The organism is Micromonospora sp. NPDC049836 (genome assembly GCF_044465125.1).
In the GTDB taxonomy this organism is placed as follows: domain Bacteria; phylum Actinomycetota; class Actinomycetes; order Mycobacteriales; family Micromonosporaceae; genus Micromonospora.
In genome coordinates this window covers 47,309-62,994 of sequence record NZ_JBITLH010000012.1, presented here as the reverse complement: position 1 = coordinate 62,994, position 15,686 = coordinate 47,309, and the positions used below count along the sequence as shown (strand labels likewise).

The window sequence follows — 15,686 nt, the reverse complement described above, 5'->3', positions numbered from 1 at the left end:
CCTCGTGGCGCAAACTCATCGGACCTCGGACCTCGGACCTCGGACGGCCGGGGCGGTTCCAGCCGTCCGCCGCAGCTCGGCCGGCAGGAGGACGGATCACTTCGCCGGCAGGGTCCCGGCGTAGCTGACCCCTCGAGCCACCCAGCGGGCCAGGTCGGTATCGCTCGCGCAGGTCGACGGGTCGACCGTGATCCAGCCGCGCATCGGCCGCCCCCGCATCACGGTAGCCGTCGCGCCGGGCTCCGCCCGCAGCCGGTCGAACTCCGCCGGTTCCACCCGGACCATGAGACCGCCGGCGCCGCGGACCACCACCGCCATGTTGCCGTGTACCAGCATCGCCAGACCGCCGAACATGCGCTTCTCGGTCAGCCCCGACTCCCGCCCGACCAGTTCCCGGACCCGGTCCGCGAGGTGCTCGTCATACGCCATGCCCGCATCCTGACACCCGGCTGGGCACTGGTGGACAGGTCGGGACGAGGGTGCGCCTGTGTCGGTTCAGCGACGCACCCCACCCCGGCCCCGAGTCGGCCGTCCGGCGCGCCAACCGGCCTTTCCCCGGCGGCGGAGGGCTCCGCCGACCCGTCATGGCCTGCGCAGGTCGGCGCACAGCTTCTTCGGGAAGGCCGGCTCCACGGCGTGGACCGGTCCGCAGCCGGCCGTCGTCGTGCTGCTGATCGTCGCCCAGCCGCGCTCTCCGGCCCAGCGCAGGAAGTAGCGGCGTACGGTGACCGACGGGTCGCAGCCCTCCCTCGCCTCGGCCCCGCACGGCACCGGGTCGAACGGCACCGTCATGACCAGCCAGCGGCCGTCGCAGCCCTCCGGTGAGCCGACCGAGTGGCGGGACACGTCCATGCCGCGCACCGCGACACTGATCCACGCGGGGTCGCAGTGGTCGGTCGGCATCGGGTCGCAGCCGAAGGTCGCGTCGCAGCGGTGGTACCCGGCACCGTCGCGTTTCCAGGGCTCCTGGTTGAGCACGACGAGGCGACCGGCGATCGGCTCCGGCGTGGTCAGCCTCACCTCGCCCGGTGTCTGGGTGGGACAGGCCCCGACCACACCGGAGAGCCTCGAGTCCTGCACCACGTTGGCGTAGACGCGGTTGTTCTCCTCGGTGAGGTAGGTGATCCGCGGGTTCCGGGAGCACCCGTCGGCTCCGGCGAGCAGCGCCACGGTCAGCAGGAGCGAGCGCGGGTCGTCGCTGAGGCGTACGGCGGTGACGTCGGCCTGATAGGTGGACCAGGTGGCGCCCTCGGTGACGTCGCCCGGCGTGGGCGGGTCAGCCGACTCCGGCCCGTCCGCTGAGGCGGGCCCGTCGGCGGGCGCGGGCACGGCGCCCGGTCGCGCGCAGCTCACGAGCGCGGCCAGGCACAGCAGGACGGTGGCGAGTCGGCGCATGGCCACGAGCCTGGCCGCTCCGCCCCACCGGCCACAACCGTACGGATACTCAATCCACCTCAGACGCCGACCCGCTGCTCCGGGATGCTCAGGCCGTAGAGGGCCATCAGTTCGGGGCTGTCGATCCGGCTGCCGTCGGCCACCGAGTCGCAGGCGATGTCGACGATCTGGTCCTTGTGCGCCAGCAGGTACGGCCGGGCGCCGACGTCGGCGCTGGCCAGGGTGGCGATGCCGGACCAGTGCCGGCGGCCGAAGAGCATCGGATAGCCGCGCAGCCCGTCGTAGGTGGCGCAGACCAGTACGTCCGGATAGGGCAGGGCGGCCACCCGGCGGACCGCGGTGGCGGTCAGCCCGGGCATGTCCACCGGCACCACCACGACCGCCTCGATCTCCTCATCGGTCAGCGCGGCGAGCCCGGCCCGGATCGACGAACCGACCCCGGTACCCCAGGCCCGGTTGACCACCACGGTCGCGCCGCCCAGATCGGTGGTCTGCCGGACCTGTTCGGCGGCGGCGCCGAGGACGACCACGATCTGCTCGCAGCCCGCCTCGCCCATCGTGTCGATCATCTGGCTGACCAGGGCCCGCTCCCCCTGGTGCAGCAACGCCTCGGGCCCGCCGATCCGGCGGCCCCCACCAGCGGCGATGATCATTCCTGCGATCCGGTTCAGCGGTGCCCCCTCGACCAGGGGGACGGAAGGAGCGCAGCCGCGCCCGGTCCGTCCCGTCGTACGCACACCGGACCCAACGAGCGCCCGGGGGGCCGGGTAGCGGGGCAAAACGGAAAATTGCCCGGCTATGCCGCGTCGGCGTAGCAGTCGACCACGGAGAGGTCGAGCGGGAACCGGACCGGGGTGTCGCCGAACAGCAGCCCGGTGGCCCGTTCCCCGGATGCGGCCACGGCCGCCGCCACCTCCTCGGCCCGCTCGGCCGGGCAGTGCACGACCACCTCGTCGTGCTGAAAGAAGACGATCTCCGCCGGAGTGCCGGCGAGCGCGGTCCGCAGCGTGGCCAGCAGGGTGGAGGCCCACTCCGCGGCGGTGGCCTGGATGACGAAGTTGCGGGTGAACCGCCCCCGCGAGCGGGCCGCCCGGGCGCGCGGGCTCTGCGGATCCGTCCCGGCGTCCGGCTCGACCTCCTCCCCCTCGCCGAACCCGACCGACCCCGGCGGGCAGGTACGCCCCAGCCACGACCGGACCAGCCCGCCCGCCTCGCCGGTGCGGGCGGCGGCCTCCACGTACCCGAACGCGGTCGGATAGCTCTTGCGGAGCACGGCCAGGGCGGGCAGCGCGGCGCCGCCGGTCTGCCCGTACATGGCGCCGAGCAGCGCCACCTTGGCCCGACCACGATCACCGGCGAAGGCGTCCCGGGCCAGCGCCGCGTAGAGGTCCCCGGCGCCGCCGGCGGCGGCCAGCCGCTCGTCGCCGGAGACCGCGGCGAGCACCCGCGGCTCGAGCTGACCGGCGTCGGCCACCACGAACGTCCAGCCCGGGTCGGCCACCACCGCCCGCCGGATCACCTTCGGGATCTGCAACGCCCCGCCACCCCGGGTCGCCCACCGGCCCGAGACCACCCCGCCGGGCACGTACTCCGGGTGGAACCGGCCACCGGAGATCCAGGCGTCCCGCCAGGCCCAGCCGTGCGCCGTCCAGATCCGGTAGAGCTCCTTGTATTCCAGGACCAGCGGCACCGCCGGGTGTTCCACCCCGCGCAGCGACCAGGCCCGGGTGTTCGGCAGCTCGACGCCGGCCCGCGCGAACGCCTTCAGCAGCTCCGCCGGGGAGTCGGCGTGCAACTGGCGGACGCCGAACGCCTCGGCGATCCGCCCGGCCAGCTCGGCCAGCCGGCGGGGCGGCCCGCCGACCGGGGACGCCTCGCCGAGCAGCTCGGCGAGGATCTCGTCGTGCACGTCGGCCCGCCAGGGCAGGCCGGCCGCGCCCATCTCGGCGGCGATCAGCGCACCGGCCGACTCGGCGGCCACCAGCAGCCGGAACCGGCCGGGATGCTCGGTCCGCGCGACCCGGGCGAGCTGGTCGGCGTACACCCGGGTCAACGCCGCGATGCCCGGACCGGGCGGGCCGGACGGCGCGTCGAAGAGCGCGCCCTGCCCGTGGCCGGGCGGCTCCGGCGGGCGGGGCGCCGGGTCCGGCGGGACCGGCGCCCCGGTGAGCCGGGCCCAGGCCGCGGCGAGCGAGCGGGGCTCCCCCCACCGGCCGGCGTGCCCGAGCAGCAGCGCCTCGGTCAGCTCGACGTCGTGGCAGCGCTCCAGCCGGACGCCGGCGCGCAGCAGCGCCGGGTAGAGCGTGGCGCCGGTGGCCCAGACCCAGCGGGGCCGGTCGACAGCCTCGCGCGCGCCGACCGCGGCGGCCAGGTCGGCGACCTCCTCGGCCGGGCCGGCCGGGCGGCCGGCACCGTCGAGCGGTTGCAGCACGCCGCCGCCCCGCTCGTCCGCCACCAACGCCACCAGCACGGACGCGATTCTGCCCGGCCCCTCCGACAGACGACGGCGGGACCGGGCAGCGGGTGGCGCGACTACTTGCTGACGCCGGCCGTGAGGCCGGACTGCACCTGGCGCTGGAAGACGATGTACACGATCAGGACCGGCAGCATGGCCATGGTGACCCCGGCGAAGAGGCCGGACCAGTCGGACTTGTAGCCCTGGTTGACCGACAGCTCGATCAGGCCCTGGGCGATCACCTGGTGCTTCGGCTCACCGGAGACCGACTGCATGAGCAGGGTCGGCAGGTACCACTGGTTCCACTGGCCGAGCACGTTGAAGATGCCGATGCTGATCAGGCCGGGCTTGGCCATCGGCAGCATCACGCTGAAGAAGGTCCGGCTGTGTGAGGCCCCGTCGACCTGGGCCGCCTCGGCGATCGTGTCCGGCAGCGTCCGGAAGAACGAGTGCATGAAGAAGATCGTGAAGGACAGCGACCAGGCCACGTAGACCAGGATCAGCATGAGGTGCTTGTTCGGGCCGAGCAGCGGGAAGCTGATCCCGGTGTTGTAGACCCCCTTGAACAGCGGCACCGCGGCCAGGTAGATCGGCAGGGTGAGGCCGGAGAGGAACATGTAGTAGATCAGCCGGTTGCCGCGGAACTGGTAGCGGGCCAGCGCGTACGCGGCCATCGAGCCGAGCAGCATGGTGAGGGTCACGCTGCCGGCCATCACCAGGACGGTGTTGAGGAAGAACGCGCCGAGGTGTCCCTCGGTCCACGCCCGGCCGAAGTTCTCCCAGTGCAGCTTGTCGGGGATCAGCGAGAGCGGCTCGCGGATGACCTCCGAGTCGTCCTTGAACGACGACATCACCACCCACAGCAGCGGGTAGATCACCATCAGGGCCCAGACCACCAGGAACACGTGGGAGAAGCCGTTGAAGATGCGGGAACCCCAGCCGGACCGGTGGGCCTCCGCCCGGCCTCCCGGCGCGGAGCGGGACGGTACGGTCTGGTCGGCCCGGATGGGGCCGTGCGTCGCGGTGCTCATCGTCGCCCCTCCTTCAGAACTCGATACGGTCACGACGGGTGATCCTGAGCTGCAGCGCGGCGAGCAGGATCGTGAAGATGGCCAGCGCGACACCCATCGCGCAGGCGTAGCCGAACTGGCCCTTCTGGAACGCGGTGAAGTTGAGCACCGACGCGAAGATCTCGCTGGCGTGGTTCGGGCCGCCCTGGCTCGGCGTCATGACGAAGACCAGGGCGTACATGTCCAGGGCGATGAAGCCCAGGTAGACCCAGGCCACCGAGATGGTCTCCCGGAGCAGCGGCAGGGTCACCTTGAAGAAGGTGTGGAACCGGCCCGCTCCGTCGAGGATCGCGGCCTCGTAGATGTCCTTCGGGATCGACTGCATGGCCGCGGAGAAGAGCACCATGTAGAAGCCGGCGCCGCTCCACACCGCGATGAGCAGCAGCCACCAGAGCACCGCCGGGATGCCGAGGAAGGGCTCCGGGTCGGCGGTGAAGGCGATCGGGTTGTCCGCGTCGACCAACCCGATCTTGATCAGCAGGCCGTTGATCAGGCCCTGCTCGTCGCTGCGGTAGATCTGCTGCCACATCACGGCCACCACGACCAGCGACAGCACCTGGGGGAAGAAGAAGATGACCTTGTAGAGGGCGGAGCCGAACACGCCGCGGATGCCGGCCCTGTCCTCGCGTCCGCCCACGTTGAGCAGGAACGCGAGGAGCAGGGCCAGCGCGATGGTGAACAGCGGCACGGTGACCAGGAAGAAGACGTTGTGCCAGAACGCCTTCCTGATCAGCTCGTCGGAGAACAGCCGGACGTAGTTGTCCAGCCCGACGAAGCGCTGGGAATCCGAGTAGCCTCCCCAGTCGGTCAGCGAGTATCCCGCCGCCTGCGCGAACGGCCACACCACGTAGAACAGGTACAGCGCGACGGGCAGGGCCAGGAAGCCCGTGACGAAACGCGCGACTCCGTGCCGCATTGGACTCACTCTCTCCGTCGGATCAGGCGGTGCGGGTCTGCTTCTTGATCGACGAGTCCTTGGCGACCTTGTCCGCGGCCGCCTGCATCTTGTCGACGAACTGCGCGGCGGTGAGCCGGCCGGCCATCAGTTCCTCGGCCAGGTTCTGGCTCTCCTTGTCCAGGTCGGCGTAGAAGTCCGGGAACTTGAACGAGACGAGCTCGGAGCCACCGTTCTTCATCAGGGTGTTCGCGCTGGACAGCGCGGAGTCCTGCACGTTGTCGCCGGAGCCCTTGGTGGAGGCCAGCGACTTGGTCAGCTCGGCGAACTTCGCCGAACCGGCCTTGGACAGGATCGCCCGCAGGAACTCCTTGGCGGCCTCCTTGTTGGGGGCCTTGCTCGGCACCACGAAGCCCTCACCGGAGGCCGCGTACACGTCCTTGGCCGCCTTGTCGCCGGCGTTGCTCCAGTAGTCGGAGAGGGTCAGCTCGAAGCCCGGCGGGATGGTCTGGGCCATCTCGTTCTTCAGCCAGGTGCCGACCTGGATGAAGGCGGCCTTGCCGTCGAGCCACGCCTGCTGCGACTGGGTGTGGTTGAGCTTGCCCGGGAGCAGCAGCTTGTCCTTGACCAGCTTCTCCCACGGCTCGAGCGCGGCGACGATGCCGTCGGCCTTCCAGGCGCCGTCCTTGAGGTTGTCGATGTCGACGACGGCCTGCTTGCCGACCGCCTTCCAGATGCTGGCGAAGAGCCCCCAGCGCGGGTAGTAGCCGTGGATGGCGTCGTGCACGTACGGCGCCATGCCCTTGGCCTTGATCTTCGGCGCCAGGGCGAAGAACTCTTCCCAGGTCGTCGGGGCCTGCCAACCCTCCTTCTTGAACAGGGCGGCGTTGTACCAGTTGCCCCAGACCGTGTACGCGACGTTCACCACGTAGAACTTGCCGTTCTGGGTGCCGTCGGCCACGGTGCCCGGCAGCAGGCTGTCGGCGACGGTGCCGTCGCTGTCCCAGGCCGGCGCGGTGAGCAGGTCGTCCAGCGGCTCGATGGCACCCTCGTTGATCAGGGTGCTGCGGTCCATGCTGTCGGCGCCCGAGTTCATGACGAGGTCGCTGGGCTGCGTCGCCATCTTCGGCTGCTCTTCGGTCTTGATCTTCTGGGTGGAAGACATGTTGACCGTGACGTTCGGGTGCTTGGCGTTGAAGACGGTCTTGTCTTCCTTGGCCCACTGGTCGCCCAGACCGCCGTTGAAGACGACCACCTTGACGGCGCTGCCGTCCTTCACGCCGAACGGGTTGTCCTTGCTCTTCGCCGCGCCGCCGGTGTCGGACTTGCTCGGCTCGCTGCCGGCGCAGGCGCTGAGCAGGCCCATCGCCGGGGTGGCGAGGAGGCCGGCCGCGGCGGCCCGCTGGAGCAGGGTCCGGCGGCTGAGGTCACCGAGGTTCTCGGGGATAACCGACATCTTTGTCTCTCCTTGTGGTGTCGGGTCAGGCGGTCCGCCGGAGGCGCCCGGCGTACCGCGACTCGAGGGCGAGGTTGTGCTCGTCCCCACCGGGGACGTTGGCGGAGAGGTAGATAGGGGGTACCTCTCCGGCCAGGTGGAACCGTCGTACGACCTCGGCGGTCAGCAGCTGCGCCAGCAGCGCCGCGGTGACCGACGAGACCGCACAGACCGCGCCGCCGCCCTCGAGCGGCAGCAGTGCGTCACCGTACGGCGCGCCGTTGTCCAGCACGACGTCGGCGAGGTCGGCGAGCCGTTGCCCCGACGGGTGCCGTGGGGCGACCCGAGCGGTGTGCTCGACCGAGGTGACCGCGATCAGCGGGTGACCGTGCTCCCGGACCAGCGTCGCCAGCTCGACCACCGAGCCGTTGATGCCGGACTGGGAGGCGACCACGAACACGTCCCGCGGGTGCGGCGCCGCGAGGGCCCAGAGCTGGTGCGCGACCTCGGGGTCGCGTTCCAGCTTGGGGTCGGCGAGCACGTCGCGGGGCGCGTCGCCGTGCAGCACGAGATCGTGCAGGGAGAGTCGGTTGGTGGGCACCAGGCCCCCGGCCCGGGCGACCAGTTCGGCGGCGAACGCCTCGGAGTGGCCGGCGCCGAAGGCCTGGAGCACGCCGCCGCCGCGCAGCCCGTCGGCGATCAGGCCGGCGGCCCGGTCGATCGCGTCGGCCTGGGTGTCGACGAGCCGGTCCAGCATCGGGCGGACGGCGTCCGCGTACCGCCGGGCGCTGATCATGCGGTGGCCCCCTTCGCGTCCTTGTGCCCGTCGACGGCCTGGGCGGTACGCCGGAAGGCCGCGTGGGCGCGGTCGTGGGTGCGCTGCGCCACCGCGATGTAGAGCAGGTCGAGCACGACGAGCTGGGGGTGGCGGGCGGAGAGCGCGTCGGGCCGGAAGGTGGTGGCCTGGCTGGCGGTGACCAGGACGATGTCGGCCAGTTCGGCCAGCGGCGAGCGGGGGAAGCCGGTCAGCGCGATCGTGGTGGCGCCGCGGCTGCCCGCCTCGGCGAGCATCTCGATCGTCTCGCGGGTCTGCCCGGTGTGCGAGATGCCGAGCGCGACGTCCCCGGAGCCGAGCAGCGCGGCGCTGGCCAGCCCTTCGTGCACGTCGCTCCAGGCCCACGCGGCCACCCCGATGCGGTGCAGGCTGAACTGCATCTCCTCGCCGACCAGGGCGCTGCCGCTGGCGCCGAAGATGTTCACCCGGCTGGCGCCGGCGATGGCCACCGCCGCCTTCTCCACCTCGGCGAGGTCGAGCAGCGCGGCGGTGTCGTGCATGGCCCGGGTGTCGGCGGCCATGATCTGGTCGAGCACCCGGGACAGCGGGTCGCTGGGCTGGATCTCCCGGCCGATGTCCACCGTCCAGCCGGCCGAGCGCGCCCGGCCGGTCTCGGCCGCGATGCCCAGCCGCAGGTCGGCGTAGCCCTCGAAGCCCATGGCCCGGCAGAACCGGGTGATGGTCGCCGGCGAGGTGCCGCTACGCTCGGCCAACTCGACGATGGTCGCCCGGGCCGCCGCCTCGGGGTCGCTGAGCACGTGCTCGGCGACCCGGCGCAGCGCGCCGGTCAGCTCCCCCGCGCCGGCCCGGACCCTGGCCAGCACCCCGTCGGAGGAGTTCACCGCCATCGCACCCCGCCGGTCGACCGCGTCGGCGTCGACCACCGCGGTCCCCGCGGGGGTGTCCACCTCGTGATCAACCATGGGACGCCTTTCGGAAAAGAGTGTTAACTGTTAGTGGTAAAAGTTCTTACTGAACGCCCCTCTGTGTCAAGACCGTGGGCGAAGTTTTCAAACTGTTACCTGGCGCACAGGTTGGCAGGGGCCGGCCGATCTTGCCTCCGGCAGCCCGGCCGACCAGCATGAAGGGCCAGCACGCCCGACCGCAGGGAGGCGCCCGGATGTCCGACACCGTCGTGGTCGGCCTCGACGTCGGGGGTACGTCCACCCGCGCGGCCGCCGTCCGCCTCGACGGGGTACGCCTCGGCTCCGGCCGGGCCGGCGGCGGCAACCCGACCAGCCACGGCGCCGAACGGGCCGCCGCCGAACTGCTGTCCGCGCTGCGGGCCGCCCTCGCCGACGTCGACCCGGCCCGGGTCCGCGCCGGCACCATCGGCCTCGCCGGCGCCGGCCGGCTGCTCGCCGATCCGCAGGGCCGGGCCGCCTTCGACCGGGCCTGGGCCGACGCCGGCCTGCGCTGCCCCTACGCGGTGCACGGCGACGCCCTCGTCGCGTACGCGTCGGGCACCGCCGCGCCGGACGGCACGGTGCTCATCGCCGGCACCGGGGCCATCGCCGCCCAGGTTCGCGACCTGCGGCTGGACCGCGTCGCCGACGGGCACGGCTGGCTGCTCGGCGACGCCGGCTCCGGCTTCTGGCTCGGCCGGGAGGCGGTCCGCCGGCTGCTGGCCGACCTGGACCGGGCCCGGCCCCCCGGTGACCTGGCCCGCCGGGTGCTCGCCGAACTGACCGGCGCCCCCGAGGTGGCCGCCCGGCCCCGGGCGACCGCCGACGCGGTGGTGCAGGCCGTGACCCGGCGTCCGCCGGTGGAACTGGCCCGGCTGGCGCCGCTGGTGGTGACCGCGGCCCGCGACGGCGAGCCGACCGGCCAGGCACTCGTCGCCGAGGCGGCCGCGCTGCTCGCCGAGAGCACCGCCCGGATCCGCCCGCCCGGCGCTACCGATCCGGTCGTGCTCGGCGGCGGCCTGCTCACCGGCGGCACCCCGCTCGCCGGCGCGGTCCGGGCCGAGCTGGCCCGGCGGTGGCCGGACGCACCGCTGCACTCCGCCGGCGACGGCGCCGCCGCGGCCGCCTGGCTCGCCGCCCGGGACCTGCCCGAGGTCACCGACCCGGCGGCGCTGCACGCGCTGCTGGTCCCGGCAACCTGACCCCGCCGGGTAGCCCGAGGCCCGCACCCGCTCGCCGGCCCGCCGATCGTGGACCAACCGCACAGTCAGGCGAGGTCGGTGAGGACGTGCTCCAGGCGGGGCCAGACGTGGCTGCGCCAGCCGCCGTCGAGCAGGGTGAAGGTGCGCCGCTGCACCGGGTCGTCCGGGTCGAAGCCGGAATGCTCGAGGAAGAGCCGGGTGCCGCGACCCTCCGGCACCAGCGACCAGCTGACCACGGTGTCCAGCCGGCCGCCCCGCCAGGCCCAGCGCAGCCGGCGCGGCTCGTCCAGTTCCAGCACCTCGCAGTGCACCACGCCGTCGAAGCCCTGCCTCGGTCGCGGGGTGGTCCGGAAGGTGAAGCGGTGCCCCGGAACCGGCCGGAAGTCGTTCGGCATCAGCCAGCGGGCCAACAGATCGGAATCGGTCAGCGCCCGCCACACCTTCCGCGGCGGATGGGCCAGGAACTGGTCCACCGACACGGTGGCCCGCTCAGTCATCGGGCAGGCCGTCCAGCACGTCACGCAGGTCGGCGAGACGGGCCCGCCAGAACCGCTCGTACGGGCCGATCCAGTCGGCCACCTCGCGCAGCGGCTCGGGACGCAGCGCGTAGAACCGCTGCCGGCCGACCGGCTGTTCGGTGACCAGACCGGCGTCCTTGAGCACCCGCAGGTGCTCCGAGAGGCTCGGCCGGCGCATGTCGAAGTGGTCGGCGAGCTGCTGCACCGGCTGCTCCCCCCGTTCCAGGAGCAGCCGGAGCAGTTCGCGCCGGGTGGGATTGGCCAACGCCGCGAAGACGTCCGCCACGTCAGACCCGGGTCGACTGGAGCACGATGCCGTTGCCGTCGGGGTCGTCGAAGGTGACGTACCGGCCCCACGGGGCCGTCTGGATGCCGTCGTCGGCGAAGACCACGCCCCGCTCCCGCAGTCCGGCCACGTCGGCGTCAAGGTCGTCGGTCTCCAGCACCAGACCCTTGAGCGAACCGGGCGCCATGGTCGGGAACCAGGTGACCAGGGTCAACGCGGTGTCCGCCCCCTTCGGGGCGACCTGGACCCACCGGCCACCCGGGCCCATCGGGTTGTCGAAAATGAGATCTAAGCCGAGCAGGTCGACATAGAAGTCGCGGGCCCGGTCCTGGTCGCTGACGGGTACGGAGACGAGCTTCACGTGAGTCACGGTCATGCCCACCACAATAGGTAGGAGATTTCCTACCGGTCAAGCGGCGAACGGGCCGGCCGACCCGCGTCGACCGGCCCGTCGGCGGTGGAACCGTCAGGCGTTCGGGTGCCCGGGCCACCCCTGCTGCTGGTCGTACTGACCCGGCTGGCCCTGCGGGCCGGGGGCGTACTGCCCCTGCGCCGGCTGCCCGTACTGACCCTGCCCGTACTGACCCTGCGCGGGCTGGCCCTGGGCGGGCTGCCCGTACTGGCCCTGGGCGGGCTGGCCCTGGGCGGGCTGCCCGTAGTGGCCCCCGCCGTGCTGGCCCTGGCCGCCGTACTGACCCTGGGCGGGCGGGGCGTACTGGCCCTGCGGAGCCGCGCCGTACGGCGCCGGCTGGCCCGGCGCGGCCGACCAGCCCTGGTTCGGCTGCTGACCGGGGACCGGCTGCCCGTACGGGTTCGGCTGACCGTACGCCCCGGGCTGGGGCGCCCCGGCGAACTGCTGCCCGGCCGCCTCCTCCCGGGCCTGCTTGCGTGCCTTGACCGCCTGCACGATCAGCAGGACCGGCAGGATGAAGACGTAGATGAAGACCCGGTACTCGCCGCCGTCAAAGAGGAACAGCAGATAGAAGCCGTAGCAGAAGAAGGCCACGCCGGCGACGACGTCGATGACCCGGGAGAGCTTGGACTGCTCCTTGACCAGCAGGCCGACGACGACCATCGCGATGCCGCCGAGCAGCAGGAGCAGATCGTAGATGAGGAAGAACATGTGATCCCTGTCGATCGTTGATGATGCCGGCCCACCATAGGGGAACCGTCACCGGTCGCGCTGTCCCGTTGCCTGTGGCAACCGCCTCACTTGAGCTGACCGGCGGTGAGTCCGGTCTGGATCTGCCGCTGGAACGCGACGTACACCGCGAGCACCGGCAGGGTGGCGATGGTGAGGCCGGCGAACAGGCCGCTGAAGTCGCCCTGGTAGCCCTGGCTGACCGCGAGCGCGGTGAGTCCCTGCGCCAGCACCCACTTGGAGTCGTCGCCCTGCATGAGCACCTGCGGCAGGATGAACTGGTTCCAGTGGCTGAGGAAGTTGAAGATCGCGACACTGATCAGTCCCGGTCGCGCCATCGGCAGCATGACCCGGAAGAAGAGCCGGAAGTGACCGCAGCCGTCGATCAGCGCCGCCTCCGCGATCGAGGTCGGCAGGGTCCGGAAGAAGGCGGTCAGGAAGAACACCGTGAAGGGCAGCGAGTAGGCGGCGTACACCAGCATCAGCCCGGTCCAGGTGCCGAACAGCCCGGCGTTGCGCACCACGAAGAAGAGCGGCACCAGGGCGAGGAAGACCGGGAACATCATCCCGCCGACGAACAGGTAGTAGACCGCCTGCCGGCCCCGGAACTCGTACCGGGCGAAGACGTACGCGGCGGTGGCGCCGAGGAGCATGGTGAGGGTGAGCGAGCCGGCCACCACCACGCCGCTGTTCAGGAAGTACCGGCCGATGTGCGCCTCGGTCCAGGCGCGGGACCAGTTCTCGAAGCGCAGCGCGCCGGGCAGCCCCCACGGGTGGGACAGGATCTCGCTGTCGCTCTTGAACGAACTGAGGAACATCCAGAGCAGCGGGAGCGCGGTCAGCGCCGACCAGAGCAGCAGGAAGCCGTGCGAGAAGGCGTTCGCCACGCCCAGTTCGCGGCGCGGCCGCCGATCCTCCCCCCGGGACGGCTCGGGCGTCTCGGCCGCGGTCGTCGCCGGGCGGTCCATGGTGGTCACGAGTACTCGATCCGATCACGACGGCCGGTACGCAGCGCCAGCACCGCGACCGACAGGGTCAGGAACAGCATCACCACGCCGATCGCGGAGGCGTAGCCGAACTTGCTCTCGCTGCCGAACGCGGTCTCGTACATGCGCAGCCCGATGACGTCGGAGGAGAAGTTGGGGCCACCGTTGGTCATCTGCTGGACCAGGATGAACCCGTCCAGCGCGGCGATGGCCAGATAGATCCAGGCGACCTGCACGGTGTCCCAGAGCAGCGGGACGGTGACCCGGCGCAGGGTGGTCCACCGGGACGCCCCGTCGAGCATGACCGCCTCGTAGATGTCGCGCGGGATGGCCGACATGGCCGCGCCGAAGAGCACCACGTAGAACCCGACGTTGCTCCAGACCATCACCGCCAGCACGCACCAGAAGGCGGTGCGGGGGTCGCCGAGCCAGGTCGGCGCGGGCAGGCCGAGCGCCCGGAGCGCGCCGTTGAGCAGGCCGTTGTTGGGGTGGTAGACCTCTTTCCAGAGCAGGGCGATGATCACCACCGAGAGCACCTGCGGGAAGAAGTAGACCATCCGGTAGATCGCCGTGCCGCGGACGCCGGTGACGCCGGCCCGCCCCTTGCGGCCGCCCATGTTGAGCATGGTGGCGAAGAACAGGCCGAGCGCGATGGTCACCACCGGCACCACGGCCAGCATGATCGCGTTGTTCTTGATCGCGTTCCACACCTGACCGTCGTGCCACAGCGTCCGGAAGTTGGCCATCCCGACCGGGTCGGCGTGTGCCGAGTAGCCGAGCCAGTTGGTGGTGGAGATCTGGAACGCCTGCAGGTACGGCGAGAGCACGAAGATGCCGTAGAGCAGCAGTGGTGGCACCAGGAAGGTGATGATCAGCGGGTACTTGCCATGTCTCACGAGAAGGACCTACTCCCCCAGCGACGGACCGGTGGGGGCGGGACGGGCCCGCCCCCACCGACCGGACGTTACGCGGCCCGCTTGTACTTCTTGATCGAGCTGTCCTGGGCGATCGAGTCGGCGCCCTTCTGGCACGCGTCGAGGAACGCGGTCGGGTTGCTCCGGCCGCTGAAGAACTCGCCGCAGGCGGCGTCGACCAGCTCGCGCTCGAGCTTGCGGTAGTAGTTGTTGTAGACCCAGTTGAAGCCGTTGCTGCCGGAGGCGTCCAGCGCCTTGACCACGCTGGTCAGGCCGAACGGCAGCTCCACGCCCTCGGTCGAGCCGGCCACCACGGTCAGGCTGGAGACCTTCCTGGTGAAGTCCTGGGCGCCCTTCTTGGAGAGCATCACCCGGAAGTACTCCAGGCCACCGGCGACGTTCTTGCCCTTCGCCGGCACCATGAACGGCTCGCCGGCGGTGCCCCGGATCGCCTCGAACGGCAGCTTGTCGCCGCCGCCCAGGCTCGGCGTCGGCGCGATGGTCATGTTGAAGCCCGCCGGGGTGACCTTGGCCTGCTCGTTCTCCAGCCAGGAGCCGCAGGAGATGAAGGCGGCCTTGCCCTGGCACCAGGCGGTCTGCGACTGGATGTGGTCCAGGCCCGGCGAGCCGTCCAGGATGTACTTGTCCTTGACGATCTGGTACCAGGCGTCGGCCGCCGCCTTCATGGCGTCGGACTTCCAGGCGTTCGGCTCGAGGTTGTCGATCGCGGTCGCCACCGAAGGGCCGCCGAACTTGATCGCGGTGGCGATCAGCGGCCAGCTCATGTAGCGGGGGTGCTTGCCCGCGTACGTCCAGGGGGCGATGCCCGCCGCCTTGATCTGCTTGCAGAGCGCGATGTGCTCGTCCCAGGTCTTCGCGTACTGCCAGCCGCGGTCGGCGAAGAGCTTGGTGGAGTACCAGATGCCGTACGCGGTGTAGGTGTAGTTGAGGACCAGGAACTTCCCGTCGTACGAGCCGACCTCGACGGCGCCGGGCAGCAGCGTGTCCCGCACCTTCTTGCCGGGCTGGTCGAGGCTCGGCGCGTCGAGCAGCTCGCCCAGGTCGGCGATCGCGTTCTGGCTGACCAGGCCGTTGAAGTCGATCTGACCGGCGCCGGAGTTGTTGACCACGTCCGGCGGGGTGCCGTCGACGAAGCGCGGCTGGAGGGTCTTGTTGATCTCCTGGGTGGCGGAGTGCTTGATCTCGGCCTTCGGGTACTTCTCCTTGTACATGGCCTCGTGGGCCTTGGCGTACTCCTCGCCGAAGCCGCCGTTGAAGATCACCACCTCGAGTGGGGCGTCCTCCTTGACACCGAGCGGGTTCTGCTCGCTCTTGGTGCCCTTGTAGGTGCCGGCGTCGCCCTTGTCGTCGTCGCCGCCGGAGGTGGCGCAGCCGGCGAGCAGGCCGGCGGCGGGGGTGGCCAGCAGACCGGCGGCAGCGGTCCGCCGGAGGATCTCACGCCTGTTCATGGCATCTCCTCGGTTCGGGTAGGCGCGACCGGCCGGGATGGGGGAACGGCGGCCGCGACGTCGAGGCACTGGGTTCAGCTGTTGCTTGTCTTCACTTAAGTTGATGTTGCTGAAGAATTTCTACGGCAGTGCGGCCCGGACCACAAGACCTCACGACCGAACCGTTATCACCACCGTCCG

Annotated in this window: 17 protein-coding genes; 1 reads left to right on the top strand and 16 read right to left on the bottom strand. The window is 71.4% G+C overall.

Annotation, left to right across the window (positions count from 1 at the left end; translation table 11 throughout):
- Window positions 1–96: 96 nt before the first annotated feature.
- From ACIBPB_RS26920 to ACIBPB_RS26880, 9 genes are all read right to left on the bottom strand, one after another.
- Complete coding sequence (locus tag ACIBPB_RS26920; protein WP_396842226.1) at window positions 97–429, bottom strand: TfoX/Sxy family protein; 333 nt, start codon at window positions 427–429, stop codon at window positions 97–99.
- 153 nt (window positions 430–582) lie between these two features.
- On the bottom strand, window positions 583–1,395 hold the full coding sequence (locus ACIBPB_RS26915) for a hypothetical protein (protein ID WP_396842225.1): 813 nt from the start codon (window positions 1,393–1,395) through the stop codon (window positions 583–585).
- Between the two features lie 59 nt (window positions 1,396–1,454).
- On the bottom strand, window positions 1,455–2,048 hold the full coding sequence (locus ACIBPB_RS26910) for a nucleotidyltransferase family protein (RefSeq protein WP_357319401.1): 594 nt from the start codon (window positions 2,046–2,048) through the stop codon (window positions 1,455–1,457).
- 143 nt (window positions 2,049–2,191) lie between these two features.
- A complete protein-coding gene (locus tag ACIBPB_RS26905) occupies window positions 2,192–3,895 on the bottom strand; it encodes a bifunctional 3'-5' exonuclease/DNA polymerase (protein ID WP_396842342.1) in 1,704 nt (567 codons plus the stop codon).
- Window positions 3,896–3,927: 32 nt separating this feature from the next.
- On the bottom strand, window positions 3,928–4,881 hold the full coding sequence (locus ACIBPB_RS26900) for a carbohydrate ABC transporter permease (RefSeq protein ID WP_357319398.1): 954 nt from the start codon (window positions 4,879–4,881) through the stop codon (window positions 3,928–3,930).
- A 13-nt stretch (window positions 4,882–4,894) separates the two neighbouring features.
- Complete coding sequence (locus ACIBPB_RS26895; RefSeq protein WP_396842224.1) at window positions 4,895–5,836, bottom strand: carbohydrate ABC transporter permease; 942 nt, start codon at window positions 5,834–5,836, stop codon at window positions 4,895–4,897.
- Window positions 5,837–5,858: 22 nt separating this feature from the next.
- Entirely contained in the window at window positions 5,859–7,271 is a 1,413-nt protein-coding gene (ngcE, locus tag ACIBPB_RS26890) for an N-acetylglucosamine/diacetylchitobiose ABC transporter substrate-binding protein (protein WP_396842223.1), read from the bottom strand.
- A gap of 25 nt (window positions 7,272–7,296) precedes the next feature.
- On the bottom strand, window positions 7,297–8,046 hold the full coding sequence (locus tag ACIBPB_RS26885; protein WP_396842222.1) for a sugar isomerase domain-containing protein: 750 nt from the start codon (window positions 8,044–8,046) through the stop codon (window positions 7,297–7,299).
- The gene (locus tag ACIBPB_RS26880) at window positions 8,043–9,008 is read right to left on the bottom strand and encodes a MurR/RpiR family transcriptional regulator (RefSeq protein ID WP_396842221.1); all 966 of its coding nucleotides are present in this window, start codon (window positions 9,006–9,008) and stop codon (window positions 8,043–8,045) included. Before ACIBPB_RS26880 ends, ACIBPB_RS26885 begins: the two co-directional genes overlap by 4 nt.
- A 197-nt stretch (window positions 9,009–9,205) precedes the next feature.
- Here ACIBPB_RS26880 and ACIBPB_RS26875 point away from each other — a divergent pair, with 197 nt between their 5' ends.
- The gene (locus ACIBPB_RS26875) at window positions 9,206–10,192 is read left to right on the top strand and encodes an N-acetylglucosamine kinase (RefSeq protein WP_396842220.1); all 987 of its coding nucleotides are present in this window, start codon (window positions 9,206–9,208) and stop codon (window positions 10,190–10,192) included.
- A gap of 65 nt (window positions 10,193–10,257) precedes the next feature.
- Here ACIBPB_RS26875 and ACIBPB_RS26870 read toward each other — a convergent pair whose 3' ends face one another.
- The 7 genes from ACIBPB_RS26870 to ngcE (ACIBPB_RS26840) all read right to left on the bottom strand — a co-directional run bounded on the left by ACIBPB_RS26870 (window position 10,258) and on the right by ngcE (ACIBPB_RS26840) (window position 15,506).
- Window positions 10,258–10,689, bottom strand: coding sequence for an SRPBCC domain-containing protein (locus tag ACIBPB_RS26870; RefSeq protein WP_396842219.1), 432 nt, complete (start codon window positions 10,687–10,689; stop codon window positions 10,258–10,260).
- Window positions 10,682–10,996 (bottom strand): metalloregulator ArsR/SmtB family transcription factor, encoded by a 315-nt coding sequence (locus tag ACIBPB_RS26865; RefSeq protein ID WP_357319376.1) that lies wholly within the window; start codon window positions 10,994–10,996, stop codon window positions 10,682–10,684. The genes ACIBPB_RS26870 and ACIBPB_RS26865 overlap by 8 nt, the downstream gene beginning before the upstream one ends.
- 1 nt (window position 10,997) lies before the next feature.
- Window positions 10,998–11,372 carry a glyoxalase superfamily protein gene (locus ACIBPB_RS26860; RefSeq protein WP_396842218.1) on the bottom strand — a complete coding sequence of 125 codons (375 nt, stop codon included), beginning with the start codon at window positions 11,370–11,372 and terminating at the stop codon, window positions 10,998–11,000.
- A gap of 90 nt (window positions 11,373–11,462) precedes the next feature.
- Window positions 11,463–12,119, bottom strand: a complete 657-nt coding sequence (locus ACIBPB_RS26855; protein WP_396842217.1) for a hypothetical protein — start codon at window positions 12,117–12,119, stop codon at window positions 11,463–11,465.
- Between the two features lie 86 nt (window positions 12,120–12,205).
- A complete protein-coding gene (locus ACIBPB_RS26850) occupies window positions 12,206–13,105 on the bottom strand; it encodes a carbohydrate ABC transporter permease (protein WP_396842341.1) in 900 nt (299 codons plus the stop codon).
- 5 nt (window positions 13,106–13,110) lie between these two features.
- Window positions 13,111–14,019 carry a carbohydrate ABC transporter permease gene (locus ACIBPB_RS26845; protein WP_396842216.1) on the bottom strand — a complete coding sequence of 303 codons (909 nt, stop codon included), beginning with the start codon at window positions 14,017–14,019 and terminating at the stop codon, window positions 13,111–13,113.
- Between the two features lie 68 nt (window positions 14,020–14,087).
- The gene (ngcE, locus tag ACIBPB_RS26840) at window positions 14,088–15,506 is read right to left on the bottom strand and encodes an N-acetylglucosamine/diacetylchitobiose ABC transporter substrate-binding protein (protein WP_396842215.1); all 1,419 of its coding nucleotides are present in this window, start codon (window positions 15,504–15,506) and stop codon (window positions 14,088–14,090) included.
- Between the last annotated feature and the right edge of the window lie 180 nt (window positions 15,507–15,686).

What these genes read in the sequence shown, in the direction of transcription:
- ACIBPB_RS26855 (WP_396842217.1), bottom strand. Translation starts at nt 12,119, where the DNA reads ATGTTCTTCCTCATCTACGATCTGCTCCTGCTGCTCGGCGGCATCGCG.
- ACIBPB_RS26875 (WP_396842220.1), top strand. Translation starts at nt 9,206, where the DNA reads ATGTCCGACACCGTCGTGGTCGGCCTCGACGTCGGGGGTACGTCCACC.
- ACIBPB_RS26895 (WP_396842224.1), bottom strand. Translation starts at nt 5,836, where the DNA reads ATGCGGCACGGAGTCGCGCGTTTCGTCACGGGCTTCCTGGCCCTGCCC.
- ngcE (WP_396842223.1), bottom strand. Translation starts at nt 7,271, where the DNA reads ATGTCGGTTATCCCCGAGAACCTCGGTGACCTCAGCCGCCGGACCCTG.
- ACIBPB_RS26920 (WP_396842226.1), bottom strand. Translation starts at nt 429, where the DNA reads ATGGCGTATGACGAGCACCTCGCGGACCGGGTCCGGGAACTGGTCGGG.
- ACIBPB_RS26870 (WP_396842219.1), bottom strand. Translation starts at nt 10,689, where the DNA reads ATGACTGAGCGGGCCACCGTGTCGGTGGACCAGTTCCTGGCCCATCCG.
- ACIBPB_RS26910 (WP_357319401.1), bottom strand. Translation starts at nt 2,048, where the DNA reads ATGATCATCGCCGCTGGTGGGGGCCGCCGGATCGGCGGGCCCGAGGCG.
- ACIBPB_RS26885 (WP_396842222.1), bottom strand. Translation starts at nt 8,046, where the DNA reads ATGATCAGCGCCCGGCGGTACGCGGACGCCGTCCGCCCGATGCTGGAC.
- ACIBPB_RS26915 (WP_396842225.1), bottom strand. Translation starts at nt 1,395, where the DNA reads ATGCGCCGACTCGCCACCGTCCTGCTGTGCCTGGCCGCGCTCGTGAGC.
- ACIBPB_RS26850 (WP_396842341.1), bottom strand. Translation starts at nt 13,105, where the DNA reads ATGGACCGCCCGGCGACGACCGCGGCCGAGACGCCCGAGCCGTCCCGG.
- ACIBPB_RS26860 (WP_396842218.1), bottom strand. Translation starts at nt 11,372, where the DNA reads ATGACCGTGACTCACGTGAAGCTCGTCTCCGTACCCGTCAGCGACCAG.
- ACIBPB_RS26900 (WP_357319398.1), bottom strand. Translation starts at nt 4,881, where the DNA reads ATGAGCACCGCGACGCACGGCCCCATCCGGGCCGACCAGACCGTACCG.
- ACIBPB_RS26880 (WP_396842221.1), bottom strand. Translation starts at nt 9,008, where the DNA reads ATGGTTGATCACGAGGTGGACACCCCCGCGGGGACCGCGGTGGTCGAC.
- ngcE (WP_396842215.1), bottom strand. Translation starts at nt 15,506, where the DNA reads ATGAACAGGCGTGAGATCCTCCGGCGGACCGCTGCCGCCGGTCTGCTG.